The organism is Nocardioides marmotae, from assembly GCF_013177455.1.
Taxonomy (GTDB): Bacteria; Actinomycetota; Actinomycetes; order Propionibacteriales; family Nocardioidaceae; genus Nocardioides; species Nocardioides marmotae.
In genome coordinates, this window is sequence record NZ_CP053660.1 from 566,460 (window position 1) to 593,405 (window position 26,946).

The window sequence follows — 26,946 nt, forward strand, 5'->3', positions numbered from 1 at the left end:
TGCTGATCCCACACCCCAACCCGAACCAACCAGGAGGAAACACATGGGCCGCACCGCAGATGGCAAGTGGTCGGACGAGTGGACGCCGCCGGTCTTCTCCGTCGACGCCAACGGCAAGGTCATCGGCTACGTCAACGACCGCACCCCGAACAACTGGGGCCGTTGGGGCGAGCTCGACGAGAAGGGCACGGCCAACCTGCTGACCCCGGAGCGGGTCGCGGCCGCCGCCCGCCTGATCGAGACCGGCAAGGTCGTCAGCTGCGCGATCCCGCTCGACAGCTCCGGCCCGGTCCACCCGACCCGCACCGGCGTCGTCCACCTCTACGGCTACACCGGCTCGGACTTCGTCGCGGGCACGAAGGCCGGGCAGGACTACCCGAACTTCCAGGGCACGGACGACTACATCTTCATGCCGCTGCAGGGCAGCACCCAGTGGGACGGCCTCTCCCACTTCTTCTACAAGGACACGATGTTCAACGGCTTCTGGATCGGCAACGTCGAGTCCTACGCCGGCGCCCGTCGCGGCTCGATCCACCAGATGAAGGACACCCTGGTCGGTCGCGGCGTGCTGCTCGACCTCCCGAAGTTCAAGGGGGTCGACCGCCTGCAGCCGCAGTACGGCATCACGCCCGACGACCTCGACGCTTGCGCCGAGGCCCAGGGCGTGACGGTCGGCGAGGGCGACATGCTCGTCATCCGCACCGGGCACGTGCCGTGGTACTACCAGCTCGAGGACAAGATGGAGTACTGGAAGGTCGGTGCTCCGGGCATCACGCGGGCCGTCGTCGACTGGCTCGCGGAGAAGGACGTCGCGGCGCTGGCGATGGACAACATCGCCGTCGAGGTCGAGCCGCACGAGGAGCCCTTCGAGCACGTCTACCCGCTCCACGCGCGCCTGATCCGCGACCTCGGCCTCACCCTCGGCGAGGTGTGGTGGCTCGAGGACCTCTCGGCGACCTGCGCGGAGCTCGGCCGCTACGAGTTCTTCCTCTCCGCGCCGCCGCTCAACGTGACCAACGCGTCCGGCTCCCCGGCCAACCCGGTCGCCGTCTTCTGAGCGCGAGCGGCCCCCGCCGCCTCGCGCGGGTCGGGCCGGCCCCGTGCCGGCCCGACCCCGGCCCCGTCCGGGTGGCCGCCCCTGACCCGTCTCCCGTCGAACCGCCTGCACACCACCGAGGACACACCGCATGCACACCACGCAGCACGACAGCGAGCTCGCCCGCAGCCGGCGGCTCGTCCTGGGCGAGATCCTGGCGCGCAACGCGCGCCGGGCCCCCGACCGGACGGCCGTCGTCTTCGAGGACTCCTCGCTGACCTTCGCCCAGCTCGACGAGCGGGCCAACCGGCTCGCGAACGCGCTGGCCGACCGGGGCGTCGGTCACGGCGACAAGGTCGCGGTGCTGATGTACAACCGGCTCGAGGTCGTCGAGTCGTTCTTCGCCTGCCAGAAGCTGGGCGCCTGCCCGGTCCCGGTGAACTTCCGGCTCGCCCCGAGCGAGCTGGCCTACATCCTCGAGGACTCCGACGCCGTCGCCGTGCTGACCGATGACGAGCTGACCGCGCTCGCCCTGGAGTCGACCGACGGCCTCGCCCCGGTCCGCCTGGTGGCGACGACAGGTACGCCGCAGGGCCGCGCCGAGTCCTACGAGGAGCTCCTCGCGGCCGGCGGCCCCACCGCGCCGGACGCCGACGTCGACGAGGACGACCTTGCGTTCCTCATGTACACCTCCGGCACGACCGGCCGCCCGAAGGGCGCGATGCTCACCCACCAGAACCTGGTGTGCAACACGGTCAACTGGATCCTCGAGATGGAGGCCTGGCCGGGCGACACCTGGCTCTCCGGCCTCCCGCTCTTCCACATCGGTGGGGTCAACGGGCTGCTCCCGTTCATCTACCTGGCCGGCACCTGCATCATCACGCCGTCGACCGGCTTCGACCCCGAGGAGTCGCTGCGGTTGCTCGAGCGCCACCGGCCGGACATGTGCTACTTCGTGCCGACGCAGTGGCAGCAGATCTGCGAGCTTCCGCGCGCCACCGAGATCGACACCTCCCGCCTTCGGCGAGCCCTGTGGGGGGCCTCCCAGGCGCCGCCGAGCACGCTCGAGCTGCTGGTGACGACCTTCCCGACCGTCGGGATCGTCAACGCCTTCGGCCAGACCGAGATGTCGTCGAACACCTGCTTCCTCAAGGCCGACGACGCCGTGCGCAAGATGGGTTCGGTCGGCCTGCCCGCCGTCAACGTCGAGGTCCGCATCGTCGACGACGAGGGCAAGGACGTGCCCCGGGGCGCGGTCGGCGAGATCGTCTACCGGGGCCCCACGGTGATGAAGGGCTACTACAAGCTCCCCGAGGCGACGGCCGACGCGTTCCGCGGCGGCTGGTTCCACAGCGGCGACCTCGTCCGGCAGGACGAGGAGGGCTTCATCTACGTCGTCGACCGGGTCAAGGACATGATCATCAGCGGCGGGGAGAACATCTACCCCGCCGAGGTCGAGCGGGCCGTCGAGCGACACCCGGCCGTCCGCGAGGTCGCGGTGGTCGGAGTCCCGCACCCCCGCTGGGTCGAGACGCCCGTCGCGGTCGTCGTGGCGCAGGGTGGCGAGCGGCCGCCCGCCGAGGAGGTCCTCGACTTCCTGCGCAGCGACCTGGCGTCGTACAAGAAGCCGTCGGCTGTGGTGTACGTCGACGAGCTGCCCCGCAACGCCTCCGGGAAGATCCTCAAGCGCACGCTGCGGGACAGCTACTGGGAGCTCTTCGCCCAGACCGGGCAGACCGAATGAGCACCCCGCCCGTGGCCACCCGTACCGACGAGCGGGGCATCCGCCACTACGACGTCGCGCTGCCGGCCGACCTGGTCGACATGCTGCGGCGCACCGTGGCCGCACGCGGCGACCACCCGGCGTTCGTGACCCCCGTCGGCACGACGACGTGGGCCGAGGTCGGCGCGGAGACCGACGGGCTCGCTCGACGGATGCGCGCCGCCGGGGTCGGCGAGGGCGACCGGGTCGCCGTGCTGGCCGGCAACGGGCTCCCGTTCACCGTCGCGGTGCTGGCGACCTGGGCCGCCGGCGGGATCGTCGTGCCGCTCAACCACCGCCTCACCCCGGCTGACCTCGGTGCCCTCCTCGCCGACAGCGGCGCCGACCTGCTGCTCGTGGGCGCCGACCTGGCGGGGGCCGCGGCCGAGGCGGCCGCGACCGTCACCGACCGGTCGATCCGCTCGACGGTGGCCGACGCCGAGGGCAACTTCCTGGCCGGCGAGGCCGCCGCGGACCTCCCGGCGTCGACGCCGGGCGCCGCCGCCCCGGCGGCGATCATGTACACCTCCGGCACCACCGGCCGCCCCAAGGGCGTGGTGATCAGCCACGGCAATGCCCTGCAGAACGCCGTCACCTGCACCACCGTGATCGGCCGCCGCCCCGACGACGTCGAGCTGGTGATGGTCCCGCAGTTCAACATCACCGGCCTGTGCTCGCAGACGGTGCCGGTCGTCCTCCTCGGCGCCACGGCGTACCTGCTCGACGGGTTCGAGGCCGGTCGCGCCCTCGACGCGGCCCGCGACCACGGCTGCACCTCCACCGTCGGCGCCCCGACGATGTGGTGGCGCATGCTGGAGCGGGCGGCCGAGCGCGACGACGAGGCGCTGGGAGGGTTCCGCCTCTCCCTCTTCGGCGGCGCCCCGATGCCGACGGCCCTGTTGCAGCGGATGCGCGAGGCGATGCCGCAGGCGACGCTCGGCAACGGCTTCGGGATGACCGAGACCTGCTCGATGATCACCTACGTCGGCGGCGAGGACGCCGTGCGGATGCCGCACAGCGTCGGCCGGCCGCTCCCTCTCACCGAGCTCCGCCTGCGCCGCCCCGGGACCGACGAGGACGCCGGCCCCGACGAGATCGGCGAGATCGTGGTCCGCGGCGGCCAGGTCGCCCTCGGCTACTGGACGGCCGACGGGATCGCGCCGCTCACCGACGAGGACGGGTGGGTCGCCACCGGCGACGCCGCCGTCCTCGAGGACGGCTTCGTGGTCCTGCGCGACCGGCTCAAGGACGTCATCAAGCGCGGGGGCGAGTCCGTCTTCAGCTTCGAGGTCGAGAACGTCCTCCACCAGCACTCGGGAGTCCTGGACGCCGCGGTCGTGGGTGTCCCGGACGAGCAGTACGGCGAACGCGTGGTCGCCCACGTCGTCGCCAAGCCCGGGCACGACCTCACACCGGACGAGGTCCGTGCCTTCTGCCGCGAGCACCTCGCCCACTTCAAGGTCCCCGCGGTGGTCGAGATCCGGGACGAGCTACCGCGAAATCCCGGCGGCAAGGTGGTCAAGGCCGAGCTCCGCGACGCCTGACCTTCTCCGCTCCGCGCGGCGCACCACCGGCCGCACCCGCACTACCCACCACCACTTCTGACACCAGTTCCACCTTGCCCTGAAGGAGCACGGAATGAACCGCACCATCCGCCTGACGGCGGTCGCCTTGGCGGCCACCCTGTCCCTCGTCGGCTGCTCCATGGGCGACGACTCCACGCCGAACAGTTCCGAGCAGGACAAGGACAACTCCAGCGCGGCCGCCGAGGGCGAGCCGGTCGAGGACCTCTCGGTCGGCTTCGTCGCGGTCAACCTGAACTCCCCGAGCATCAACGGGATCAAGGACCAGTTCGTCGAGGCGGCCGAGGAGAAGGGCTGGACCGTCGAGGTCTTCGACGGCCAGGGCGACCAGGCCGCCACCAACAACGCGGCGAGCGACCTGATCAGTCGCGGCGTGGACGTCATCGTCAACAACTCCTCCCCGAACGCGCAGATGACCGGCGTCATGAAGGAGGCCGAGGCCGCCGACATCCCGTTCGTGTCGATCTACGGCGGGTTCGTCGAGGGGGTCGACGCCGAGATCGGCACCAACGAGTTCATCAACAGCGCCCTGATGACCGCCGAGATGGTCAACCGACTCGAGGGCAAGGGACGCATCGTCAAGCTCAACTGGACCGTGCTCCAGGCCCTCCGGGACCGGGACGCCGGCTTCAAGGCGGTCGTGAGCGAGAACCCCGACATCGAGGTCGTCCGCGAGATCGAGGTCAAGGTCCCCGGCCAGGTCGAGGACTCCTACGACCAGCTCACCAACATCCTCCAGTCCGACAAGGACATCGACGCCGTCTGGCTCGGCTGGGACGAGCTGGCCCCGTCCGCTGTGCGTGCGATCCAGGAGGCCGGCCTGGAGGACAAGGTCTTCGCGGTCGGGTTCGACGGCAACTCCTTCGCCTGGGACCTGATCCGGGAGGGCTCGCCGTACGTGATGGAGCCCGCCAACCCGTTCCCGCTCATGGGCGCGAAGGCCGTCGAGACCATCGAGACGATCGTCGGCGGCGGCACGCTCCCGAGCAAGGTCGTCTACATGAAGCCGTGCCTCATCAACGAGACCACGGTTCCTGCCGAGGGCGAGGAGCCTGACTGGGAGAACTGCGCGTTCTTCCCCGGCGACATCTGAGCCGCTCCGGTCCACACCATCCACCACGACGCGACAGGCAGCTGACGTGACGACACCGAACGAGCCGGGGCGGGAGACCGCCTCCCGCCCCGGCCCGCTCCTGAGGGTCCGCGACGCGGTCAAGGACTACCCAGGCACGCGGGCGCTCGACCACATGGACTTCTCGCTCGACGCCGGCGAGGTGCACGCCCTCCTCGGGGAGAACGGCGCCGGCAAGTCGACCCTCATCAAGGCCCTCGCGGGGGCCATTGCGCTGACCTCGGGCACCGTCGAGATCGACGGCACGCAGGTCGAGATCCGCAACCCGCAACGCGCCCAGGCCCTCGGCATCTCGGTGGTCCACCAGCACGGGAACCTCGTGCCGGAGCTCTCGGTCACCGAGAACGTCTTGATGGTCGAGGGGCTCGGACGGCGCGTGGGCGTGCTCGTCGACTGGCGGCGCGCCCATCGCCGCACCCGCGAGCTGCTCGACCGGGTCGGGCTCCCCGACCTCGACCCGCGCCGCGAGGTCAAGAGCCTCGGCCCCCACGAGCAGGCGATGGTCGCCGTTGCGAAGGCGCTGGCCAGCAATGCCCGGGTGATCATCCTCGACGAGCCGACGACCTCCTTGCAGCCCGCCGAGGTCGACATCCTGTTCGCCCAGATGCGCCGGCTCGCCGAGGAGGGCATCGGCTTTGTCTTCGTCACGCACCGGCTCAACGAGGTGTTCAAGGTGTGCGACCGGATCACCGTCATGCGCGACGGCGCGCTGGTGGGGACCTGGCAGGCCGCCGACCTCGACCACGACCGCTTGGTCGACCAGCTCGTCGGGGCGGAGAAGGCGATCGCCCACGATGCGTTCACCGCGACCGCCCCTGCTCGCGAGGTCGTCCTGGAGGTGCGCGACCTGCGCGGCGACGTGCTGCGCGGGGTCGACCTGCAGGCGCGGGCCGGGGAGGTCCTCGGCGTCGCCAGCCTGCCCGGCGAGGGCGCGGGCGAGGTCGTCGAGTCGCTCTACGGCATGCGCCGCTCGCAGGGCGAGGTCCTCGTCGAGGGCACGGCCCGCAAGATCCGCAACCCGCAGCAGGCCGTCGCGGCCGGGATGGCGCTGGTGCCCCGCGACCGCCTCGCCCAGGGGCTGGTCAGCGACCTGTCCGTCCGAGAGAACGTCACGCTCGCCTCCACCCGGTCCTACCGGACCGACCCGGTGCTGCGGATCATGCGTCGAGGGCGCGAGCGCAGCGAGGTGGCCGAGGTGATGGCCCAGCTGAGCCTGAAGAGCAGCGGCCTCGAGAGCGAGGTCCGCACCCTGTCGGGCGGCAACCAGCAGAAGGTCGTCATCGGCCGGTGGTTGCTGCGCCGGGCCAAGGTCTACCTGCTCGACTCGCCCACCGCTGCGGTGGACGTCCACACCAAGGCCGAGATCTACGGCCTGGCCCGCAACCTCGCCGACAACGGCGCCGCGGTCGTCTTCACCTCCACCGAGCTCGAGGAGTTCGTGCGGGTGTGCGACCGGGTCCTCGTGCTGCACGACGGGGAGGTCGTCGGCGAGCTCGCCGGCGACGAGATCACCGTCAACTCGATCATGCGACTGTCCTTCGGGAGGAAGAGTGTCTAGCTCCACTGCAGTGGCCGAGTCGCCCCGCGCGACCGGCCCCCGGCGGGACTCGTCGAGGAGCGACAAGCTCATCGACGTCGTCAGCCGCTACGGAACCATCGCCAGCCTGGTGGCGTGCATCGCGATCTTCAGCCTGCTGAAGCCCGACGTCTTCGCGACCAGCCAGAACTTCTTCAACATCCTCAACCAGGTCTCGATCCTCGGCATCATCGCGTTGGGGCTGACCGTCGCCCTGGTGCAGGGGCTCTTCGACCTCAGCCTGGCCGGCATGGCCACGCTGGGTGGCTTCCTCGCCTGCAAGTGGCTGGCCGACGGAACCATCGGCAGCCCGGCGGTCGCCGTCATCGCGGTCATGGCGCTCGCGCTGGTCATCGGCGCCTTCAACGGCGTCGTCGTGGCGTACGGCGGGGTCTCGGCGTTCATCGTCACCCTCGCCGTCGGCTCGATCCTGACCGGTGTCGTGCTCGGCATCTCGGACTCCCAGACCATCCTGTCCGGCATCCCCGACGGCTTCCTCATCATGGGCCAGGGCGAGATCGGCCCGGTCCCCGCACCGGTCGTCTTCCTCGCCGTGGTCGCGATCGTCCTCTACGTCTTCCTCGAGCAGACCCAGCTCGGCCGGCACATGTACGCCATCGGCGGCAACGCCGAGACCGCCCGCCTCTCGGGCATCCCGGTGCGCCGCTACGCCCTGCTCGCGCTGGGCATCTCCGCGGCCTGCGCTGCCCTCGGCGGCATGATCGTGGCCGCCAACCTGGGCGTCGGCCGGCCGCAGGGCGTCGGCGACACCTACCTGCTCGACTCCTTCGCCGCAGCCTTCATCGGGGCGTCCACGCTGCGGCCCGGGCGGTTCCACATCCTGGGCACCGTCATCGGCGTGCTGCTGATCGGCGTCATCAACAACGGCCTGTCGATCATGGGCGTGGAGACCTTCTGGCAGTACGCCGTCCGCGGCATCATCCTGCTGCTCGCCGTCTTCGCCGCCAGCTTCCTGGTGATGAGGCGCCGATGAACGACCACCGTCCGCGGGTCGTCGTCGTCGCCGGCGGGGCCCGGGCCGGCGGGATGGGGCGAGCCATCGCCGAGTCCTTCCTGCGGCTCGGGGACACCCTGGTCCTCTCCGACGTCGGCGCCCCGCTCGCCAGCCACCCCGACTACGAGGTCGCGCCGCCGGACCACCTGGCGGCCGCCGCCGCGGAGCTCGGCGTGCTCGGGACGGTCACCGCCGTCCCGTGCGACGTGACCGACGAGGAGCAGGTGACCGCGCTCTTCGACGCGGCGGTCGCGGAACACGGCCGGGTCGACGTGCTGGTGAACTGTGCCGGCCTGGCGATCGGGCTCTCCCCGGTCACGGAGCTGTCGCTGGCCGACTGGAAGGTCAACCTCGAGGTCATGGCGACCGGGGCGTTCCTCTGTGCCCGGGAGGCGGCGCGTCGGATGGTGCCGCAGGGGAGCGGCCGGATCATCACCATCGCCTCGCAGGCCGGCAAGACCGGCCAGCCGCTGCTGGCGGCGTACTCCGCCGCCAAGTTCGCCGTCATCGGGCTGACCCAGTCGATGGCCGCCGAGCTCGGCGAGCACGGCGTGACGGTGAACGCGATCTGCCCGGGCACCATCGACACGCCGCTCCTCGCGGTCAAGGGCGGCGTGTACGAGACCTTCTCGGGTGCGGCCGGCCGCACCGAGGAGGACTACCGCCGTCGGCTCGCCCGGCAGATCCCGGCCCGTCGGTTCGGCACCCCGGAGGACGTCGCCGCCGCGGCGGTCTACCTCGCCTCCGAGGGCGCCTCCTTCGTCACCGGCGAGGCACTCAACGTCACCGGCGGACAGGAGATGCACTGAGATGTCCGATCCGCTGGGGGCCGTGCTGCACGCCCCGCACGACGTCCGGACCGAGCCGCTCGCCCAGCCGCCGGTCGGTCCGACGGACGTGCTGCTCGACGTCGAGGCCTGCGGCGTCTGCGGCTCCGACCTCGCCTCCTACGCCCATGGACACTACGTGGAGCCGGGCCAGGTGATGGGCCACGAGCTCTCGGCCACCGTCGCGGTCGCCGGCGAGGCGCTCATCGGCCTCGAGGTCGGGACCCGCGTGGCGGTGCGCCCGATGCGCTCGTGCGGCACCTGCGCCTACTGCCTGGCGGGCGACACCCACCTCTGCGGCGCCACCGCCGGGCGCTCACTGGGTTATGGCGCCCAGGGCGCCTTCGCCCAGCAGCTGCACCTGCCCGAGGTGGAGGTCGGCCGGGACGTCGTCCCTGTGCCGCCGGGCACCGACCCCTTCGACCTGCTGTGGGCCGAGCCGCTCGCCGTCGCGCTCCACGCGGTGCGGCTCGCCGGCGGCACCGACAACACCCGGGTGCTGGTCACCGGCGCCGGCGCCGTCGGGCTGACCGTCGCCGCGGCAGCGCTCGCCCAGGGCGTCGCCGTCCACGTCGTCGAGCCCGTCGAGCACCGCCGCGGCGCCGCCGCCCGGCTCGGCGCGACGGTCACCGCTCCCGGCGATCCGGTCGGTGACGCGCCGTACGACGCCCTCCTGGACGCCTCCGGCGTCCCGGCTGCGGTCACCGCGGCGCTCCCGCTGCTCGCGCCGACCGCCCCGGTCGTGCTCGTCGGGCTCAACGACGCGCCCGTGCCGTGGCCCGTCGGCGCCCACCGGGTCACCGGGTCCTTCGGGTACGTCGACGCCGACTTCGCCGCCGCGGTGGACCTCATCGTCTCCGGCGGCGTCGCGCTCGGCGACCTGGTCACCCACCGCTACCCGCTCGCCCAGGCCGGTCGCGCCCTCGACGCGCCCCGGCCCGAGGACCACGTCGTCAAGGCCGCGATCGTCCCGCGCGCCTGACGCACCTCCGACGCGTCGGCCGCACCTCGCGCCGGCCACCACCCCACCCGCGCTCGATCCTGCAGGTGCCGAGCCCCCGTCCGCACCTGCCGCTAGGAGTCCCCATGACCACCTCCTCCACCCCGACGCCCGTCCCGGGCAATCCCCGGTCGGTCGCCTTCGACCTCGGTGACCACCGCGTGTGGGTCACCGGTGCCAGCCGCGGACTCGGCCGTGCGATGGCCCTCGGGTTCGCCGCTGCCGGCGCCCGGGTCGCCCTGACCGCGCGGTCCGCGGACGCCGTCCGGGACGTCGCCCAGGAGATCGAGGAGCTCGGCGGCAAGCCGCTCGTCCTCGTCGGCTCGGTCTCCGACAGCGGGGCCGTCACCGCCGCCGTCGAGGCGATCCGCGACAGCTGGGGCGGGCTGGACGCGCTGGTGAACTGCGCGGGCGTCAGCCCCATCTTCAAGCGCGCCGAGCTCGTCGACGACGAGGAGTGGCGCCACGTGCTCGACGTCAACGTGACCGGGTCGTTCCTCTGCGCCCGCGAGGCCGGCAAGCTCATGCTCCAGGCCGGCGGCGGCGCGGTCGTGAACATCTCCAGCATCCACGGCCAGGTCGGCATGGAGCGGATGGCGGCGTACTCCGCCAGCAAGGGAGCCGTCGACGCGCTCACCCGGACCCTCGCGCTGGAGTGGGCCGAGCGCGGCGTGCGGGTCAACACGCTGTCACCGGGCTACTTCGAGACCGACATGACCGAGGCCCTGCGCGGCCACAGCAAGTGGCGCGGCCACCTGCTCTCCAAGATCCCGATGGGCCGCTTCGGCGTCCCCGAGGAGATCGTCTCCGCGGCGCTCTTCCTCGCCTCCGACGCCTCGGGGTTCATGACCGGGTCGAACATGGTCGTCGACGGCGGGTGGACGGCCGCATGACCACCGCGCCGGAGGCCGGGCTCTGGGAAGCGCTCTACACGACCCGGGCCATGCGCCGGATGCGGCCCGACCCGGTGCCGGTGGAGGTGCAGGCCCGGATCATGGACGCCGCCGTCCGGGCCCCCAGCGGTGGGGACACCCAGGCCTGGCGGTTCCTGCTGGTGGACGACCGCGAGGTCCTCGCCCGGCTCGCCGGCCCGTACCGCGAGGCGGTCGCGCTGCTGTGGCGCGGCCACTACGCCGCCCAGGTGGCCGCCGCGGAGGCCGACCCGGACGCGCCGTCCTCGGTGCGGTTCCGCAAGCTGCGCGCCAGCGTCCAGCACCTCGCGGACCACTTCGAGGACGTCCCGCTGCTCTTCTTCGCCTTCTCCCGCAACGACCGCGACGGCAGCTCGACCTACCCGGCCGTGTGGTCGGCGATGCTCGCGGCGCGCGCCCAGGGCGTCGGCAGCGCGATGACCAACGTGCTCGACGTCTTCCGGCCCGACACCACCAAGGCCCTGCTCGGCGTCCCGCCGGACCGCGGGTGGACGCTCGCGGCGACCGTGGCGATGGGCTACCCGATGGGTCGCTGGGGCGTCGCGCCCCGCCGGCCGGCGCACGAGGTCACCTACCGCAACCACTGGGGCGAGCCGGCCGGCTTCGACACCTCCGTCCCGCTGTGGTCGCCGGAGGAGGGCGCGTGAGCAGCCGCGACCAGCGGGTCTCGCTGCCGGTCTCGATGCCGATCGCCGCGCCGCTCTACCCGCCCCCGCCCTACGAGTTCCGCGCGGCCCGGCAGACCTGGGTCGTCTACGAGGCCGACGCGGCCGGCCTGGCGGCGTACCTCCCCGCCGGGGTGGAGCCCGACAGCGACCCCGCGACGTGCGCCGCGTGGGCCTGCCACTACCCGACCTCGACCTTCGGCCCCTACCTCGAGGCCTACCTCGTCGTGCGGGTGCGCGTCGGCGAGGAGCGGTTCTGGTACCAGCCGGTCATCGTCACCGACGCGGAGGCGCCGATGGCCGCCGGGCGCGAGCTGTGGGGGTACGGCAAGAAGCTGGCGGCGCTCACCTGGTCGGGTCGCGACGCCGGCGGTCCGGGCACCGAGCAGCTGGTGATGACCGTCGAACGCCCTCGCGGCCTCCGGCTGATGACCATGTCGATGCAGCCGGAGCGGCTGCTCCCCGCCGCGGAGCTGGTCACCCTGGCGACGGCGGAGATGCTGCCGACGCTGAGCCACCGGCTCGTCCCCGCATCCGAGCCGGGCCGGCCGCCGGTGGTCGACGAGCTCGTCGCCGTCGACGTCCGCGCCCGCACCCACCGCGGGGCCGACGGCCGCCCGGAGCTGTGGCGTGGTCGCGGTGCCGTCGAGATAGGTGCGGGCAGCGCGGCGGACCCCTGGCACGTCTTCCGACCCGTCCGGGTCCTCGACGCCTTCACCGCCGTCACCGACTTCACCCTGCCGCTGGGCCGCGTCGTCCCGCGGCCCTGACCGTCTTCACGTCGTCCCGTCGTCCAGCAAGAGGAGAGCACCGTGGGTTACCGCCGCACCCCCGAGGAGGTCGCCGCCGTCCGGGCGACCCTCGCCGACGTCGAGTTCGTCGGCGGGGAGTCGCTCAGTGTCGACTTCCTGACCCGCCCCGAGATCGTCCGCGACATCCTGCCGGCCGAGCTGGACCCCGGCGCCGAGCCGCGGCTGACCGTGCAGGTCAGCCGGTGGCGCAGCAACTGCGTCGGGGACTTCGCCGCGTCGGCGGTGTACGTCAGTGCCAGCCATGCCGGCGTCGCCGGTGACTACGTGCTGACCATGTTCATGGACGACGACGTCCCGCTGCTCTTCGGCCGCGACCTCTACGGCGAGCCGAAGAAGATCGGCACCTCGACGCTGTGGCGCAACGACGGCCACATGAGCGGGGTGCTGGAGCGGCACGGGCATCGGCTGGTCGAGATCGAGGCCGACCTCGGGCCCGACCGCGGGCCGGTGGAGGTCCTGGGGCGCAACTTCAACGTCAAGTACGAGCTCGAGCCCGGAGGCGGTGCGCTCGCCGGGCCGCCGACGCTGATGATGGCGGAGTTTGGCCAGCGCACGACGGTGGTGCGGAAGGGACCGGCGACCCTGCGGCTCACCGGCACGGTCCACGACCCGCTCGACGAGCTCGAGGTGGTGGAGCTCCGCGACGCGGTGTACGTCGAGACCGGCATGAAGGCGACCTGCGTGCCCCTCGGCGCGATGGACGCCGACGCCTTCCTTCCGCTGGCGCTCGGCCGCTCCGACTACTGGCCGGCCCTCGGCACGGCGCGCCTGCCGGGCTGACCCTTCGAGGGCCCGGCCCCATCCGGTCGGGCCCTCGCCACGAACGCACCTCACACCGGCATCCCCACCGACTGCGCTCCCGCCGCCGCGCAGAACACCACCTCCTTCGTGGTGAGCCCGCGCAACAGCGACGGCTCGGTCACGACCACCACGACGCGCAAGCGGTTCTACGTCGTCCTCACCGGCGACTCCTCGGACTACGTCGCCCCGATCACGCCCTGACCCTCTTCCGGGCAGCGTTCATCCCAGGAGCGGCCGCACCTGCGTGCCGAACCGGTCGATCGACCCGAGCGTCTCCTCGAAGGAGGGACCCTGGGGGAGCCGGGACCGTAGGACGACCCAGTCGTCGTCGCCGAGACCCATCTCGTCGCGGAAGCGCCCGAGCGTCTCGGCGGCGTCGGCCGGGCTGCCGACCACCATGTACTGCCGGAGATTCTCGAACGTCACGTCCGCCATCGACCGGATCGTCTCGGACCAGCCGATCATCCCCCACTTCAGGTAGTAGGCGATCTCGTCGACCCAGAGATCCCCGAAGGTGTCGCGGGCGTGCTCGAAAGTGTCGGCGACGAAGCCGTCGAGCAGCTGGACCACCACCGGCTTCCGGCCCGCTCGCTCCGCCTCGGCGCGATAGAGGTCGACGATCCGCCGACGTTCCGGGAGCGGGTCGTAGAACCCCAGGAGGACGAGGCCGTCACCTTCGCGAGCCGCGCGGCGCACCGCCACCTCGGTGGTCCCGGCGAACCACATCGGCGGTCCGCCCGGCTGGTACGGCGCTGGGTTCACCAGGACGTCCCGCATCTGCCAGTGCTGCCCCTCCCAGTCGAAGCGTTCGCCCTCCCAGGCGCGACGTAGGAAGCGGACCGACTCGCGAAAGCGCCCGAGGCGCTGGTCGAAAGGCTCGCCGAAGTGGTCGAAGTATCCCTGGTGATAGCCCGAGCCGATCCCGAGGACGAGCCGGCCCCGGCTCGCCACGTCCACCAGCGCCGCCTGCTCGGCGAGGTGGGTGGGGTTGTAGTACGCCGGCTGGAGGACGCACGTGCCCAGCTGCACCCGCGTCGTTCGCATGGCCATCGCCATCAGAGCCATCAGCGGGTCGGGCCACATGGTCTCGGTGCGGGCGTGCCGCTCCGGTACGAAGGCCCCGTCGAAGCCGGCGACCTCGGTGGCGACGGCCTCGTTCATCAGGTGCTCGGCGAAGGCGGCCGCCCGCTCGCGGTCGGGCATGGGCTGGTCGTAGGGCCCGCCGTGGGTGTCGGGCATGTATCCGTACTTCATGGCGCCTCCTGACTCCCTCCCGACTCATCGGTCGGTTCACTTAGGCACGCTAGCCACGGCCCTTGTGTGATGGCAACCACATCTCCTAGGTTCGGACGACCGAGCGGTCGATAGGAGTCCTGATGAGGCGCATGGTGGTCGCAGGGGCGAGCGGCGTGGTGGGATCGGCGCTCGTCGACGTCCTGGCGGGAGAGGAGGACTGGTCGCTCGTCGCGCTCTCGCGCCGTGAGCCCGAGCTGGAGGTCACCCCGGACCCGGCGTGGTACCAGCACCTGGCGGTCGACCTGCAGGACAAGGATCAGGTGGCGCGAGCCGTCGGATCGCTCGGGCCGGTGACGCACCTGGCGTACGCGGCTCTGTACGAGAAGCCCGGGCTGGTCGACGGCTGGACCGCGGCCGACCAAATGGCGGTCAACGACGAGATGTTCCGCAACCTGCTCGCCCCGCTCGCCGCCGCTGGTGCGCTTGAGCACGTGACGCTGCTGCAGGGGACCAAGGCGTACGGCGCGCACCTGCACCCGATCCCCGTGCCCGCCCGCGAGCGTGCACCGCGCGACGACCACGCCAACTTCTACTTCCTGCAGGAGGACCACCTCAAGGCCACCGCCGCGCGCGCCGGCTTCGCCTGGACGGTCCTGCGCCCGCAGCTCATCGTCGGCGGCGCCCTCGGCGCCGCGATGAACCTCGTGCCGGTGATCGGTGCCTACGGCGCGATCTGTCGCGAGGCGGGGCTGCCTTTCGCCTTCCCTGGCGGCGCGAGCTACGTGTGGGAGGCCGTCGACGCCCGCTTGGTGGCCGAGGCCGCGGCGTGGGCCGCGACGGCGCCCGCCGCCGCGGGTGAGATCTTCAACCTCACCAACGGCGACGTCTTCGAGTGGCGCGACCTGTGGCCGGCGCTTGCCGACGCGCTAGGCCTGGCGCCTGGCCCCGACCACCGTCGTGAGATGGCGACGTTCCTGCCGTCCCACGCCGAGACCTGGCGGCACGTGGTGGAGCGCCACGGGCTGCGTCGGTTGAGCCTGGCGGACGTGCTGGGGGAGTCCCACCACTACGCGGACCTCTGCTTCAACCTCGGCGACCTCGACGAGGTCTTCCCCCGGTTCCTCTCGACCATCAAGATCCGCCAGGCGGGCTTCGCGTCGTGCCGCGACACCGAGGACACGATGCGCCACTGGCTCGACGTGCTGGTCCGGCGGAGCATCCTGCCAGCGCCCACGCGCTGACGGCGCGCGGACCGCCGCTACCAGCGACCGAACTCGTCCGCGAGCTCGCCGCGGTTGAAGGGCGAGTCCTTGCGGCTGAGCAGCTCGCGCCGCTCCTCGGCGCTCAGCGCCTCGAGCTGCGCGACGACGGTGGCGGCGACGCCGCTGACCTCCGGGGCGTCGGCGAGCGGGACGACGGTCTGCACGACCCGGTCGTCGTACACGTGGACCATGGTCATCGCCTGGTGGCCGTCGATGCCGGAGACGAACCGGTGCAGCGGGGCCGGGTCGGAGGTGTAGCAGCTCGCCGAGGCCACCGAGACCGGGATGCCGGCGAAGGTGGAGTACGTCGTGAAGTGGAAGTGCCCGCCGAGGATCGACCGGACGTCGGTGCCGGCGACCACCTCGGCCAGCCGGTGCTGGTCGGCGAGCTCGATGACCTGGGCGGCGCGCAGCATCGGGACCGGGATCGGCGGGTGGTGCAGGGCGAGCAGCGTGCCGTGCGGGGCGGGCTCGGCGAGGACGCCGGCCAGCCAGGTCAGCTGCTCGTCGGCGAGCTCGCCGTGGTGGTAGCCCGGCACCGTGGTGTCGAGGACGACCACGCGCAGGCCACGGACGTCGTACGTGCGGTCCTGCGGGGCGTCGGACTCCTCGCCGAACAGCAGCCGGGAGTAGGCCGGGCGCTCGTCGTGGTTGCCCATCACCCACACGACCTGGGCGTCCATCGCCTCCGCGGCCGGCTCGACCAGCGCCCGCAGCCGTTCGTACGCCGCCGGCTCGGCGAGGTCGGTGAGGTCGCCGGTGAAGACCAGCGCGTCGGGGGAGTGCGGCAGGCGGGTGAGCCGGTCGAGGGCCAGCCGCAGGCCGGCCTCGGGGTCGACCACGCCGTACTGCCGCGCGCCGCCGGCGAGCAGGTGCGGGTCGCTCACGTGCGCGATCGTGTGGGTGGGGTCCGGGTGCTGGCCGAGCTGGACGTGGTGGGCCACGCGGTCCAGGGTAGGCCCCCTCGGCGACGCGCGCCCGTGCCCAGCAGCGCTCAGGCGGCGTTCGAGGCGGCCAGCGGCGTGAGGTGGAAGACCGGGATCGTCCGGTCGGTCCGCTGCTCGTAGAGCGCGTAGTTCGGCCAGGTCCGCAGCATCGCCTGCCACGCCTCGGCCCGGGCCTCGCCGTCGAGCTCGCGGGCCGCGACGGTCACGGTGCGGCCGCCCATCGTGGCCGTGACGGTGCCGGCGGTCGGGTCGGCGGCGCGGAGGTTGCGCACCCACATCGGCATCTTCGGGTCGCCGAAGTAGGAGCCGGCGACCAGCCAGCCGCCGTCGTGGGGCACGCACAACAGCGGCGTGCTGCGCGGCACGCCGGACTTGCGGCCCGGGACGGTCAGCGTGAGGTTCGGCAACCCGGCGACGTCGAGGATGCTGACCCGCCCGCGCGTGAGCGACTGGAGCCGCTTGTCGGTCCACACGACCTGGGGGAGCAGTCGCGGCATCCAGGAGATCGCGCCGATCCGCACGGCGAGCGGGGTGAGCAGGCCCATGGCGGCAACCTAGACGAGCGGGGCCCGCGCCGGTTCGATTCGGCCACGGACGTCCCCGAGCGTGATCCGCCCGCCGCCGACGCCGGGCGCGGAGTAGCGCAGCACGACCTCCGAGCCGTCCTCGAGGAACCGCTCGGCCTCCCACAGCTCGAGGAAGGACCCGCGCTGGTCGGGCTCGGGTCCGCTGATGGTGCCGGAGGCGAACAGGTCGCCGGTCCGCACGGACGCGCCGTTGGAGGTGAGGTGGGCGAGCATCTGCGCGGGGGACCAGTACGTCGTGCGGTACGGCGGCCGGCTGACCACCTCCCCGTCGAGCTCGATCTCCACCTCGATGTCGAGCCCGCGGACCTGGCCGGGGCCCAGGTAGGGCAGCGGCTCGGGATCCTGCGCGGGCAGGTCGCACCAGGCGGCGTCGAGCGCCGCGACCGGCGTCACCCAGTGCGAGACCGAGGTCGCGAAGGACTTGCCGAGGAACGGCCCGAGCGGGACGTACTCCCAGGCCTGGAGGTCGCGCGCGGACCAGTCGTTGAGGCCGACGACGCCGAAGACGTGCTCGCCGAACGCGGAGTACGGCACCGGGTCGCCGAGCGAGGAGGGCGCCCCGACGACGAAGCCGAGCTCGGCCTCGACGTCGAGGCGGCGGCTGGGCCCCCAGGTGGGGCCGTCGGGGCCGCCGCGCTGCCCGCACGGACGGACGACGGGGGTCTCGCTGGCCACGACCGTCCCGGCCCGGCCGTGGTAGCCGACGGGCAGGTGCTTCCAGTTCGGCAGCAGCGGCGCGGAGTCGGGGCGCAGGATGCGGCCGACGTTGGTGGCGTGGTGCTCGGAGGCGTAGAAGTCGACGTAGTCGGCGACCTCGAACGGCAGGTGCAGCTCGACGTCGGCGAGCGCGATGGTCTCCGCGCCGCCCTCCAGCAGCGCCCGCGCCTCCTCCCGGGTCTGGCGCCAGACCTCGGGCCCGAGCGCCATGAAGGCGTTCAGGGAGGGGCTGGCCAGCTCGGGGCGGCCGGTCGCGGCAGCCAGGTCGAGGACGGTGTCCTCGTGGCGGACGCCGACGCGGCGGCGGTCGCCGGCGACGGTGAAGACGCCGTAGGGGAGGTGGTCGAGGTCGAATCCGGTGCTCACGCGGGTCCCGTTACCCGTGTGCCCTCACCCGAAGCGCCCCTCATCCGACGCCCAGTGCCCGGATGTCGGCCATCGGCTCCTCGACGCTGCACGAGCCGAACGAGGTGAACCACCGCCGGCCGGCGGCGAGCTCCGCGGGGTCGGGCCGGAGGTCGCGGTCCTCCAGCGTCGCGACCACCTCGTCCGCGCCGGCGCCCTCGAAGGCCCGCCGGGTGGCGGCGAGCAGGTTGAGGAAGCCGTGCCGCTCGGCGCCGTCCTCGCCGGCGTGGCGCAACGCGCGGTGCAGCCCGGCGGTGCACCGGAACGGCGTCTCGCGGTCCAGCGCGGCGTCGATCCAGGTCGCGAGCAGCGGCGCCGGCGGGTGCTGGAAGGCCTCGAGCCCGCCGGTGCGCAGCTTCAGGCGCAGCTCGGCGGCGGCCACCTCGTCGGCCGCCGCGAGCCAGGCGTACGTCGCCTCCGACTGCGGCAGCTCGACGTGCACCGCCACGTCCTCGTCCAGCACGCCCTCGGCGCGGGCCGCGTCGACGGCGGCGACCACCCGGCGGGCGTTCCCGGGCAGGTCGTCGAGGTCGCGGAGCGCGACGTCGAGGCCGGCCAGCGGGAGACCCCGCCGCGCACACAGCGCGGCCGGTCCGGCGAGCTGGCCGGCGCCGCCGGTGACCACGACGGTCAGGGGCCCGGCGAAGCCGGCCGGCAGCGCGGGCAGGTCGGTGTCGCGCACCACGAACGAGCCGGTGAGCGTCGCGGCGTCGCCGGTCCGCGCGGCGTACGCCTCGGCGGCCGTGGCCAGCTCCGCGTCGCCCGGCGGGAAGATCGCGGCGTCGTCGACCAGTCCGGTCCAGAACGGTTCCGTCGTCACGGGCGCCACGATAGCCTCGGCCTGCATAGCGGACATCGGCGTCCGATTATCGGAGAGGGGTAGGAGATGGCCTACTACCGATCGGTGGGCGACGTGCCGCGCACGCGCCACACCCAGCACCGCGACCCCGAGGGCCGCCTCCGCCACGAGGAGCTCATGGGCGAGGAGGGCTTCAGCTCCGACTCCTCCCTGCTCTACCACCGCGGCGTGCCCTCGGCGATCGTCGCCTCGGAGGTCTGGGCGCTGCCCGACCAGGCGCGCGTGCCCAACCACCCGCTCGCGCCTCGCCACCTGCGGCTGCACGACCTGACCACCGGCCCCGACGCCGTCACCGACCGCCGGCTGGTCCTCGGCAACGCCGACGTGCGGATCTCCTACGTCCGCACCGGCACCGACCCCTCGGCCTACCACCGCGACGCGGTCGGCGACGAGTGCGTCTTCGTGGAGTCCGGCAGCGGCGTCGTGGAGACCGTCTTCGGCCTCCTGCCCTACCGCGCCGGCGACTACGTCGTGCTGCCCCGGGCCACGACCCACCGCTGGGTGCCTGCCGAGCCCTCGCGGCTCTACTGCATCGAGGCGAGCGGCCACGTCGCGCCGCCGAAGCGCTACCTCTCCCGCTACGGGCAGCTGCTCGAGCACGCGCCGTACTGCGAGCGCGACCTGCACGGCCCCACCGAGCCGCTCCTGGTCGAGGGCACCGACGTGGAGGTGCTGGTCAAGCACCGCACCTCCGCCGGGGTCGTCGGCACCCGCCTGGTCCACGACACCCACCCCTTCGACGTCGTCGGCTGGGACGGGTGCCTCTACCCCTACACCTTCAACATCGAGGACTACATGCCGATCACCGGCAAGGTGCACCAGCCGCCGCCGGTGCACCAGGTCTTCGAGGGGCCCCGCTTCGTGATCTGCAACTTCCTGCCGCGCAAGGTCGACTACCACCCGCTGGCGGTGCCGGTGCCCTACTACCACTCCAACGTCGACAGCGACGAGGTGATGTTCTACGTCGCCGGCGACTACGAGGCGCGCAAGGGCTCGGGCATCGGGATCGGGTCGATCTCCCTCCACCCCGGCGGCCACGCGCACGGCCCGCAGCCCGCGGCGATCGAGGCCTCGCTGGGGGCGGAGCGGTTCGAGGAGTCGGCGGTCATGGTCGACACCTTCGCGCCCCTCGAGCTCGGCGAGGGCGGCACCGCGTGCGAGGACCCGGCCTACGCATGGTCCTGGGCCGGGCGCCGCATCTGAGGCCATGATGGCCGGGTGACCGACCTCGAGCTGCTCATCCCGCGCGACGTCCCGCTCGGCGGGCCCCGGGCGATGACGGTACGGCGCACCCTGCCGCAGCGGCACCGGTCGCTGGTGGGCGCGTGGTGCTTCCTGGACCACTACGGCCCCGACGACGTGTCCGAGACCGGCGGCATGGTCGTCGCCCCGCACCCGCACACGGGGCTGCAGACGGTGAGCTGGCTGTTCACCGGCGAGGTCGAGCACCGCGACAGCGCCGGCAACGTGGCCACGGTCCGCCCCGGCGAGGTCAACCTGATGACAGCCGGGCGCGGCATCAGCCACTCCGAGGTCTCGCCGCCGACCACCACCGTGCTGCACGGCGCCCAGCTGTGGGTGGCGCTGCCCTCGTCCGCTCGCGACACCGGGCCCGGCTTCGTGCACCACGTCCCCGAGCCGGTGCGCGCGGGCGGGCTGGAGGCGCGGGTCTTCCTCGGCTCCCTGCTCGGCGTCACCTCCCCGGTGCCGACCCACACCCCGCTGCTCGGCGCCGAGCTGCTGCTCGACCCGGGCGCCGTCGTGACCCTCGACGTCGACCCGGCCTTCGAGCACGCCGTCCTGGTCGACACCGGCTCGGTGGCGGTCGCCGGCGACTCGGTCGCCGGCGCGGTCGGCAAGGACGCGCTCGGCTACCTCGCACCCGGGGAGGACCGCCTCGAGCTGCGCGCCGGCGAGGAGCCCACCCGGCTGCTGCTGCTCGGCGGCCCGCCCTTCGGCGAGCAGGTCGTGATGTGGTGGAACTTCCTGGGCTCCAGCCACGAGGACGTCGTCGCCGCCCGCGAGGCGTGGCAGGCGCAGGTGCTCGCCGACGCGGGCGCCGAGACCCACCCCGACGCCGCCGGCGGGCTGCGCGAGCGGCCGGCCGCGACCCAGCGGGTGGTGCCGGCCGGCACGGACGTCCGCCCCGGCCGGTTCGGGGTGGTCCCCGGCCAGCCGCTGCCGCCGATCCCCGCGCCGCCGCTGCCCAACGCCCGGCTGCGGGCCCGCGGGTGACCGGCCCGGTCGTGGGGGAGGACGGCCTCGCCCGCTGTCCGTGGGGCGCCGCGCCGGGGCTGATGCGCGACTACCACGACGAGGAGTGGGGCCGGCCGGTCACCGGCGAGGCGGCGTACCTCGAACGGCTCACGCTGGAGGCGTTCCAGTCGGGGCTGTCCTGGGCGACGATCCTGCGCAAGCGCGAGGCGTTCCGCGCGGCGTTCGCGGGCTTCGACGCCGACGTGGTGGCGGCCTACGACGACGGCGACCGCGCGCGGCTCCTGGCCGACGCCGGCATCGTCCGCAACCGGCTCAAGGTCGACGCGGCGATCACCAACGCCCGCGCCACCGTCGCGCTGCGCGAGCACGAGGGGCTCGAGGCGCTGGTGCGGTCCTTCGCCCCCGAGGTCTCGCCGGCCCCGGAGACGACCGCGGAGGTCGCGACCACCTCGCCGGCGTCGGTCGCGCTGTCCAAGGAGCTCAAGCGCCGTGGCTTCGTCTTCGTCGGTCCGACGACCATGCACGCGCTCCTGGAGGCGATCGGGCTCTTCGACCCGCACCTGGTCGGGTGCCACCGCCGGGGCGCCTGAGGGGCAGGATGCCCCGGTGCCCACAGGACTCGTCGTCGGACTCACCTGGCTCGTCGCCTGCCAGCTCGCCGGGGAGGTCCTGGTCCGGCTGAGCGGCGTGCCCGTCCCCGGCCCGGTCGCCGGCATGGTCGTCCTCCTCCTCGCCCTGGAGGTACGTCGCCGGCGGGGCCGCGACACCGAGCAGGACGCCGCCGTGCGGGCCGCCGACGGGCTGCTGCGCCACCTCCAGCTGCTGTTCGTGCCGGCCGGCGTCGGGGTGATCGCCTACCTCGGCACCCTGCGCGAGGCGGCGGTGCCGGTCCTCGTCGCGATGGTCGGGTCGTGGGCGCTGGGGCTCCTCGTCATCGGCTGGACCACCCGCGTCCTGGAGCGTCCGGGGCGGCAGGCGTGAGGGAGCTCGTCGAGTCGCCGGTCTTCCTCGTCGGGCTCACCCTCGCGGCCTACCGGATCGGCTGCTGGGTCCGCGACCGGGCGCGCGGGCACGCGCTGGCCCAGCCGGTGCTCGTCGCGATCGTGGTCACCGGCGCGACGCTGCTCGCTCTCGACATCGACGCCACGGTCTACGCCGACGGCGTCCAGGTGCTCTCGTTCTGGCTCGGCGCCGCGACGGTGGCGCTCGCGGTGCCGCTGCACCGCCAGGTCTCCCGCCTGCGCGGCTTCGTGGTCCCGATGCTGGTGGCGATCCCGCTCGGCGTCACCACCTCGGTCGTCTCGGTGGTGCTGCTGGCCCGGTGGACCGGCGCCGACGAGGAGCTGGCGCTCACGCTGAGCCCCAAGGCGGCCACCACCCCGGTCTCCATCGCGCTCTCGGAGACGATCGGCGGCATCCCGTCGCTGACCGCCGCGCTCACCATCGCCATCGGCGTGCTCGGGGCGATCGCCGGGCCGGCCCTGCTGACCCTGGCGCGGATCACCGACCGCCGGGCCCGCGGCCTGGCTCTCGGCGGGGTATCCCACGGCATCGGCGCCTCCCGCGCGCTCGTCGAGGACGAGACCGAGGGCGCCTTCGCCGGGCTGTCGATGGGCCTGACCGCGCTCACCACGAGCCTCCTGCTGCCCCTGCTGCTCACCGTCCTGCTCTAGCCGGGCGCGCCATCGACCCCGGTCGGCTCCGGCGGGGGCCCGGCGTGTGGCAGGTTGGCGCCCGTGCCCCGGGTCCATGCCTTCCGTGACGACGCCCTCGCCGACCACGACGCCGTGGGGCTGGTCGAGGCGCTGCGCGCCGGCCGGGTCGGCACCGCGGAGGTCGTCGAGGCGGCGATCGCGCGGACCGAGGCGGTCGACCCGCACCTCGGGGCGGTCGCGCACCGCGCCTACGACCGGGCGCGGGCCGAGGGCCGCGACCCGCGGGGCGGCTGGTTCGCCGGCGTCCCGACCTTCGTCAAGGACAACGCCGACGTCGCCGGCATGCCCACCCAGCACGGCGCGGACGCCTTCACCGCCGCCCCGCCCCGCCGCGACGGGGACCTGGCCCGGATGTACCTCGCGACCGGGCTCGTGCCGCTGGGCAAGACCCGGCTCTCGGAGTTCGGCTTCTCCCCGGCCGCCGAGCACGCCCGCCAGGGGCCCGTGCGCAACCCGTGGTCCACCGACCACACCGCCGGCGCGTCCTCGGCCGGCTCCGCGGCCCTGGTCGCCGCCGGCGCGGTCCCGATCGCGCACGCCAACGACGGCGGCGGCTCGATCCGCATCCCCGCCGCAGCATGCGGCCTGGTCGGGCTCAAGCCCACCCGCGGCCGACTGGCCCAGGACGTGATGAATCGCACGATGCCGGTGCGGATCGTGGCCGACGGCGTGGTCACCCGCAGCGTCCGCGACACCGCCGCGCTGCTCCGCGAGGCCGAGCGGGTCTACCGCGCGCTGCACCTGCCGCCGGTCGGCGACGTCACCCGGCCCGGGCGCCGGCGGCTGCGGGTGGCGGTCGTCACGGCGGCCGCCGGCCGCACGGCCTCGCCCGAGGTCGCGGCCCTCACGCGCCGTACCGCCGACCTGCTCGCGGGCCTGGGCCACCACGTCGAGGAGGCCGCCTCGCCGGCGCCGCCGTCCTTCGCCGAGGACTTCCTGCTCCACTGGGGCCTGCTGGCCACCGCGATCGTCCGCACTGGCAGGCTCACCTACGGCCGGTCGTGGGACCTCGAGCGGTGCGACCCGCTGACCCGCGGGCTCGACCGGCTCGCCACCCGCAACCTCCACCGCCTCCCGGGGGCGATCCGCCGGCTGCGGCAGGCCGCCGACCTCGGCGCGGCCTTCCACGAGCGGTACGACGTCGTGCTGAGCCCCACCCTGGCCACCACGACGCCCCGGGTCGGGCACCTGGACCCGTCGGCCGGCTACGACCAGGCGATGGAGCGGATCCTGTCCTGGGTGGCCTTCACGCCGTGGCAGAACGTCACCGGCGAGCCGGCCGTCTCCCTGCCGCTGGCGACCAGCGCCGAGGGCCTCCCCCTGGGGATGATGCTGGGCGCCGGAGCCGGCCGCGAGCCGCTGCTGCTGGGGCTCGCGCTGGAGCTCGAGGAGGCCGCTCCGTTCGCCCGGATCACCGCTCCGGCGGGCCCCGGAACGCCGCCCTGAGCGGCCCCCGCCGCCCGATTTTGTGGTCCCGGCGGAGGTCTGTATGGTTCTCCGTCGTTGCCCCTTTAGCTCAGTCGGCAGAGCGTCTCCATGGTAAGGAGAAGGTCTACGGTTCGATTCCGTAAAGGGGCTCTGGGAAACAGACGGTGTCGACCGGGGAACCGGACGGCGCCGCCCTGTCCCGGTGGCGGGGTAGCTCAGGTGGTTAGAGCACACGGCTCATAATCGTGGTGTCGCGGGTTCGAGTCCCGCCCCCGCTACTCAGATCCGCAGCATCTCCGCAGCACCGCAGCACCCGACCCGAAGGACTTCCCGTGGCCTCCAAGAGCTCCGACGTTCGCCCCAAGATCACGCTCGCCTGTGTCGAGTGCAAGGAGCGCAACTACATCACGAAGAAGAACCGCCGCAACGACCCCGACCGGCTCGAGCTGGCGAAGTTCTGCCCCCGTTGCCGCACCCACCGGGCTCACCGCGAGACCCGCTGACGCGCGACACCCCAGCACCGCACGCCGACCCGCCCGGGACCTCCGGGCGGGTCGTCGTCGTTCCGGGGGTCGCCGGTAGGGTCGGCGGCATGCCGGTCGACGCCTCGCTGGTGGGCAGGACGTTCCCGCCCACCAGGCCCTACACCGTCTCGGAGGAGAAGGTCCGCGAGCTCGCGGCCACCACCGGAGCCACCTGGGACGGCGGGCCCGTGCCGCCGACGTTCCCGATCGTGCTGGCCTTCGAGGCGATGACCGCCTTCCTCGACAGCGAGGGCGTCGAGCTCGCGCGGATCGTCCACGGCGACCAGCGGTTCCGCTACGAGCGGCCGGTCCGGGTCGGCGACGTGCTCACCGCGACCCTCACCGTCGCGAGCATCCGTTCCATCGGCGGCAACGACATCATCGGCACGACCAGCGAGGTCCGCGACGCGGACGGCGCGCTCGTGTGCGCGACCAGCGCCACCCTCGTCCACCGGGGTGCGGCATGAGCCTCGAGCCCGGCACCGAGCTGCCCGTCCAGCGCTACGTCGTGCGCCGCTCCGACCTCGTGCGGTACGCCGGCGCCTCCGGCGACTTCAACCCGATCCACTGGTCGGACCGGGTCGCCACCGAGGTCGGCCTGCCCGGCGTCATCGCCCACGGCATGTACACCCTCGCCCTGGCCGCCCGCGCCGTCGCGACCTGGACCGACGACGCCGAGGTGGTCGAGCTCGGCGCGAAGTTCACCGCCCCCGTCGTCGTCCCCGACGACGAGGCCGGGGTCGCGCTCGAGGTCGCCGGTAGCGTCGCCTCGGTCGAGGACGGCCTGGCCACGCTGAAGCTCACCGTCACCTCCGGCGGGGACAAGGTGCTCGGGATGCCGAAGGCCGTCGTCCGTGCCTGAGCCCGCCCCCTCGCCCGCCTCCTCACCCGGCGCCGCGCTCCTGCGCGACCACACCACGCTGCGTCTCGGCGGGCCGGCAGGCGAGCTCGTCGTCGCCACCACCGAGGCCGAGGTCCTCGCCGCCCTCGACACCGACCGGCCGGTGCTGGTCCTCGGCGGCGGCAGCAACCTCGTCGTCGCCGACGAGGGCTTCCCCGGCCGCGTGGTCAAGGTCGCCACCACCGGCATCACCGCCGACGTGGAGGGCGACGACCCCTCCTGCGGCGGGGTCCTGGTCACGGTCGCGGCGGGGGAGCCCTGGGACCGCCTCGTCGAGGTCGCCGTGGACCGCGGCTGGGTCGGCGTCGAGGCGCTCTCCGGCATCCCCGGCTCGGTCGGGGCCACCCCGATCCAGAACGTCGGCGCCTACGGCCAGGAGGTCGCCCAGACGATCGCCTCGGTGCGCGTCTGGGACCGCGCCCTGCGCGGCGTGCGGACCTTCGCCAATGCCGAATGCGGGTTCTCCTACCGCCACTCCCGGTTCAAGGCCGACCCCGGCCGCCACGTCGTCCTCTCGGTCACCTTCCAGCTGCGCCAGGGCACCCTCGGCGCGCCGGTGCAGTACGCCGAGCTCGCCCGCACCCTCGGTGTCGAGCCGGGGCAGCGTGCGCCGCTGCGTGAGGTCCGCGAGGCCGTCCTGGGGCTGCGCCGCGGCAAGGGGATGGTCCTCGACGACGCCGACCACGACACGTGGAGCGCCGGCTCGTTCTTCACCAACCCCGTCGTCCCGGCCGACCAGGTTCCCGAGGACGCCCCGGCCTGGCCTGCGGGCGACGGGCTGGTCAAGACCTCGGCCGCCTGGCTCATCGACCACGCCGGCTTCGGCAAGGGGTACGCCGCCGGCCGGGTGTCGCTGTCGACCAAGCACGCCCTCGCCCTCACCAACCGCGGCGGCGCCACCACCGCCGAGCTGCTGGGCCTGGCCCGCGAGGTGCGCGACGGCGTCCAGGCGGCGTACGGCATCCGGCTGGTCAACGAGCCGGTGCTCGTCGGCTGCGAGCTCTAGC

28 protein-coding genes and 2 tRNA genes are annotated in these 26,946 nt (G+C 73.3%); 25 read left to right on the forward strand and 5 right to left on the reverse strand.

Annotated elements, in window-relative coordinates; genetic code table 11:
* Positions 1-43: 43 nt before the first annotated feature.
* The 12 genes from HPC71_RS02680 to HPC71_RS02735 all read left to right on the forward strand — a co-directional run bounded on the left by HPC71_RS02680 (position 44) and on the right by HPC71_RS02735 (position 13,120).
* A complete protein-coding gene (locus HPC71_RS02680; protein ID WP_154613566.1) occupies positions 44-1,057 on the forward strand; it encodes a cyclase family protein in 1,014 nt (337 codons plus the stop codon).
* A 130-nt stretch (positions 1,058-1,187) separates the two neighbouring features.
* Positions 1,188-2,780 carry an acyl-CoA synthetase gene (locus tag HPC71_RS02685; protein ID WP_154613567.1) on the forward strand — a complete coding sequence of 531 codons (1,593 nt, stop codon included), beginning with the start codon at positions 1,188-1,190 and terminating at the stop codon, positions 2,778-2,780.
* Positions 2,781-2,791: 11 nt separating this feature from the next.
* Entirely contained in the window at positions 2,792-4,342 is a 1,551-nt protein-coding gene (locus tag HPC71_RS02690; protein ID WP_171896044.1) for a class I adenylate-forming enzyme family protein, read from the forward strand.
* A 94-nt stretch (positions 4,343-4,436) separates the two neighbouring features.
* A complete protein-coding gene (locus HPC71_RS02695) occupies positions 4,437-5,474 on the forward strand; it encodes a sugar ABC transporter substrate-binding protein (RefSeq protein WP_154613569.1) in 1,038 nt (345 codons plus the stop codon).
* 46 nt (positions 5,475-5,520) lie between these two features.
* The gene (locus HPC71_RS02700; protein WP_154613570.1) at positions 5,521-7,071 is read left to right on the forward strand and encodes a sugar ABC transporter ATP-binding protein; all 1,551 of its coding nucleotides are present in this window, start codon (positions 5,521-5,523) and stop codon (positions 7,069-7,071) included.
* A gap of 10 nt (positions 7,072-7,081) precedes the next feature.
* Positions 7,082-8,083, forward strand: coding sequence for an ABC transporter permease (locus tag HPC71_RS02705; protein ID WP_171896045.1), 1,002 nt, complete (start codon positions 7,082-7,084; stop codon positions 8,081-8,083).
* A complete protein-coding gene (locus HPC71_RS02710) occupies positions 8,080-8,913 on the forward strand; it encodes an SDR family NAD(P)-dependent oxidoreductase (RefSeq protein WP_154613572.1) in 834 nt (277 codons plus the stop codon). The genes HPC71_RS02705 and HPC71_RS02710 overlap by 4 nt, the downstream gene beginning before the upstream one ends.
* Position 8,914: 1 nt before the next feature.
* Complete coding sequence (locus tag HPC71_RS02715; protein ID WP_154613573.1) at positions 8,915-9,913, forward strand: zinc-dependent alcohol dehydrogenase; 999 nt, start codon at positions 8,915-8,917, stop codon at positions 9,911-9,913.
* A gap of 104 nt (positions 9,914-10,017) precedes the next feature.
* Positions 10,018-10,824 carry an SDR family NAD(P)-dependent oxidoreductase gene (locus tag HPC71_RS02720; protein ID WP_154613574.1) on the forward strand — a complete coding sequence of 269 codons (807 nt, stop codon included), beginning with the start codon at positions 10,018-10,020 and terminating at the stop codon, positions 10,822-10,824.
* Complete coding sequence (locus tag HPC71_RS02725) at positions 10,821-11,510, forward strand: nitroreductase family protein (RefSeq protein WP_154613575.1); 690 nt, start codon at positions 10,821-10,823, stop codon at positions 11,508-11,510. The genes HPC71_RS02720 and HPC71_RS02725 overlap by 4 nt, the downstream gene beginning before the upstream one ends.
* Positions 11,507-12,298 (forward strand): acetoacetate decarboxylase family protein, encoded by a 792-nt coding sequence (locus HPC71_RS02730; protein WP_154613576.1) that lies wholly within the window; start codon positions 11,507-11,509, stop codon positions 12,296-12,298. Before HPC71_RS02725 ends, HPC71_RS02730 begins: the two co-directional genes overlap by 4 nt.
* Before the next feature lie 42 nt (positions 12,299-12,340).
* A complete protein-coding gene (locus tag HPC71_RS02735) occupies positions 12,341-13,120 on the forward strand; it encodes an acetoacetate decarboxylase family protein (RefSeq protein ID WP_154613577.1) in 780 nt (259 codons plus the stop codon).
* Positions 13,121-13,360: 240 nt separating this feature from the next.
* On the opposite strand, the gene HPC71_RS02740 is transcribed toward HPC71_RS02735, so the two are convergent.
* The gene (locus HPC71_RS02740; protein ID WP_154613578.1) at positions 13,361-14,395 is read right to left on the reverse strand and encodes an LLM class flavin-dependent oxidoreductase; all 1,035 of its coding nucleotides are present in this window, start codon (positions 14,393-14,395) and stop codon (positions 13,361-13,363) included.
* A 122-nt stretch (positions 14,396-14,517) separates the two neighbouring features.
* Here HPC71_RS02740 and HPC71_RS02745 point away from each other — a divergent pair, with 122 nt between their 5' ends.
* Positions 14,518-15,618 (forward strand): NAD-dependent epimerase/dehydratase family protein, encoded by a 1,101-nt coding sequence (locus tag HPC71_RS02745; RefSeq protein WP_216656526.1) that lies wholly within the window; start codon positions 14,518-14,520, stop codon positions 15,616-15,618.
* A 17-nt stretch (positions 15,619-15,635) separates the two neighbouring features.
* Here HPC71_RS02745 and HPC71_RS02750 read toward each other — a convergent pair whose 3' ends face one another.
* The 4 genes from HPC71_RS02750 to HPC71_RS02765 are packed head-to-tail and all read right to left on the reverse strand — an operon-like array spanning position 15,636 to position 19,115.
* Positions 15,636-16,583, reverse strand: a complete 948-nt coding sequence (locus tag HPC71_RS02750; protein ID WP_171896047.1) for a metallophosphoesterase — start codon at positions 16,581-16,583, stop codon at positions 15,636-15,638.
* A gap of 50 nt (positions 16,584-16,633) precedes the next feature.
* Positions 16,634-17,131 carry a nitroreductase family deazaflavin-dependent oxidoreductase gene (locus HPC71_RS02755; RefSeq protein WP_154613580.1) on the reverse strand — a complete coding sequence of 166 codons (498 nt, stop codon included), beginning with the start codon at positions 17,129-17,131 and terminating at the stop codon, positions 16,634-16,636.
* A 9-nt stretch (positions 17,132-17,140) separates the two neighbouring features.
* Positions 17,141-18,256, reverse strand: coding sequence for a fumarylacetoacetate hydrolase family protein (locus HPC71_RS02760; RefSeq protein ID WP_171896049.1), 1,116 nt, complete (start codon positions 18,254-18,256; stop codon positions 17,141-17,143).
* A 40-nt stretch (positions 18,257-18,296) separates the two neighbouring features.
* Positions 18,297-19,115, reverse strand: coding sequence for a hypothetical protein (locus HPC71_RS02765; RefSeq protein ID WP_171896051.1), 819 nt, complete (start codon positions 19,113-19,115; stop codon positions 18,297-18,299).
* A gap of 66 nt (positions 19,116-19,181) precedes the next feature.
* On the opposite strand from HPC71_RS02765, the gene HPC71_RS02770 reads away from it, so the two are divergent.
* From HPC71_RS02770 to HPC71_RS02825, 12 genes are all read left to right on the forward strand, one after another.
* Positions 19,182-20,357 carry a homogentisate 1,2-dioxygenase gene (locus tag HPC71_RS02770; RefSeq protein WP_154613582.1) on the forward strand — a complete coding sequence of 392 codons (1,176 nt, stop codon included), beginning with the start codon at positions 19,182-19,184 and terminating at the stop codon, positions 20,355-20,357.
* A gap of 15 nt (positions 20,358-20,372) precedes the next feature.
* Positions 20,373-21,389 carry a pirin family protein gene (locus HPC71_RS02775; protein WP_253943873.1) on the forward strand — a complete coding sequence of 339 codons (1,017 nt, stop codon included), beginning with the start codon at positions 20,373-20,375 and terminating at the stop codon, positions 21,387-21,389.
* Positions 21,386-21,961, forward strand: coding sequence for a DNA-3-methyladenine glycosylase I (locus HPC71_RS02780; protein WP_253943874.1), 576 nt, complete (start codon positions 21,386-21,388; stop codon positions 21,959-21,961). The genes HPC71_RS02775 and HPC71_RS02780 overlap by 4 nt, the downstream gene beginning before the upstream one ends.
* Before the next feature lie 16 nt (positions 21,962-21,977).
* On the forward strand, positions 21,978-22,352 hold the full coding sequence (locus HPC71_RS02785; RefSeq protein ID WP_171896052.1) for a CidA/LrgA family protein: 375 nt from the start codon (positions 21,978-21,980) through the stop codon (positions 22,350-22,352).
* Positions 22,349-23,044 carry an LrgB family protein gene (locus HPC71_RS02790; RefSeq protein ID WP_171896054.1) on the forward strand — a complete coding sequence of 232 codons (696 nt, stop codon included), beginning with the start codon at positions 22,349-22,351 and terminating at the stop codon, positions 23,042-23,044. The genes HPC71_RS02785 and HPC71_RS02790 overlap by 4 nt, the downstream gene beginning before the upstream one ends.
* A 63-nt stretch (positions 23,045-23,107) precedes the next feature.
* Positions 23,108-24,532 carry an amidase gene (locus HPC71_RS02795; RefSeq protein ID WP_171896056.1) on the forward strand — a complete coding sequence of 475 codons (1,425 nt, stop codon included), beginning with the start codon at positions 23,108-23,110 and terminating at the stop codon, positions 24,530-24,532.
* 59 nt (positions 24,533-24,591) lie between these two features.
* Positions 24,592-24,664: transfer RNA gene (locus tag HPC71_RS02800), tRNA-Thr, on the forward strand.
* A gap of 54 nt (positions 24,665-24,718) precedes the next feature.
* Positions 24,719-24,792, forward strand: a tRNA-Met gene (locus HPC71_RS02805).
* A gap of 54 nt (positions 24,793-24,846) precedes the next feature.
* Positions 24,847-25,017 carry a 50S ribosomal protein L33 gene (rpmG, locus tag HPC71_RS02810; protein ID WP_171896057.1) on the forward strand — a complete coding sequence of 57 codons (171 nt, stop codon included), beginning with the start codon at positions 24,847-24,849 and terminating at the stop codon, positions 25,015-25,017.
* Positions 25,018-25,106: 89 nt separating this feature from the next.
* Positions 25,107-25,505, forward strand: coding sequence for an FAS1-like dehydratase domain-containing protein (locus HPC71_RS02815; RefSeq protein ID WP_154612959.1), 399 nt, complete (start codon positions 25,107-25,109; stop codon positions 25,503-25,505).
* Entirely contained in the window at positions 25,502-25,900 is a 399-nt protein-coding gene (locus HPC71_RS02820) for a MaoC/PaaZ C-terminal domain-containing protein (protein ID WP_154613583.1), read from the forward strand. The genes HPC71_RS02815 and HPC71_RS02820 overlap by 4 nt, the downstream gene beginning before the upstream one ends.
* Complete coding sequence (locus HPC71_RS02825; protein ID WP_171896059.1) at positions 25,893-26,945, forward strand: UDP-N-acetylmuramate dehydrogenase; 1,053 nt, start codon at positions 25,893-25,895, stop codon at positions 26,943-26,945. Before HPC71_RS02820 ends, HPC71_RS02825 begins: the two co-directional genes overlap by 8 nt.
* Position 26,946 lies beyond the last annotated feature (1 nt).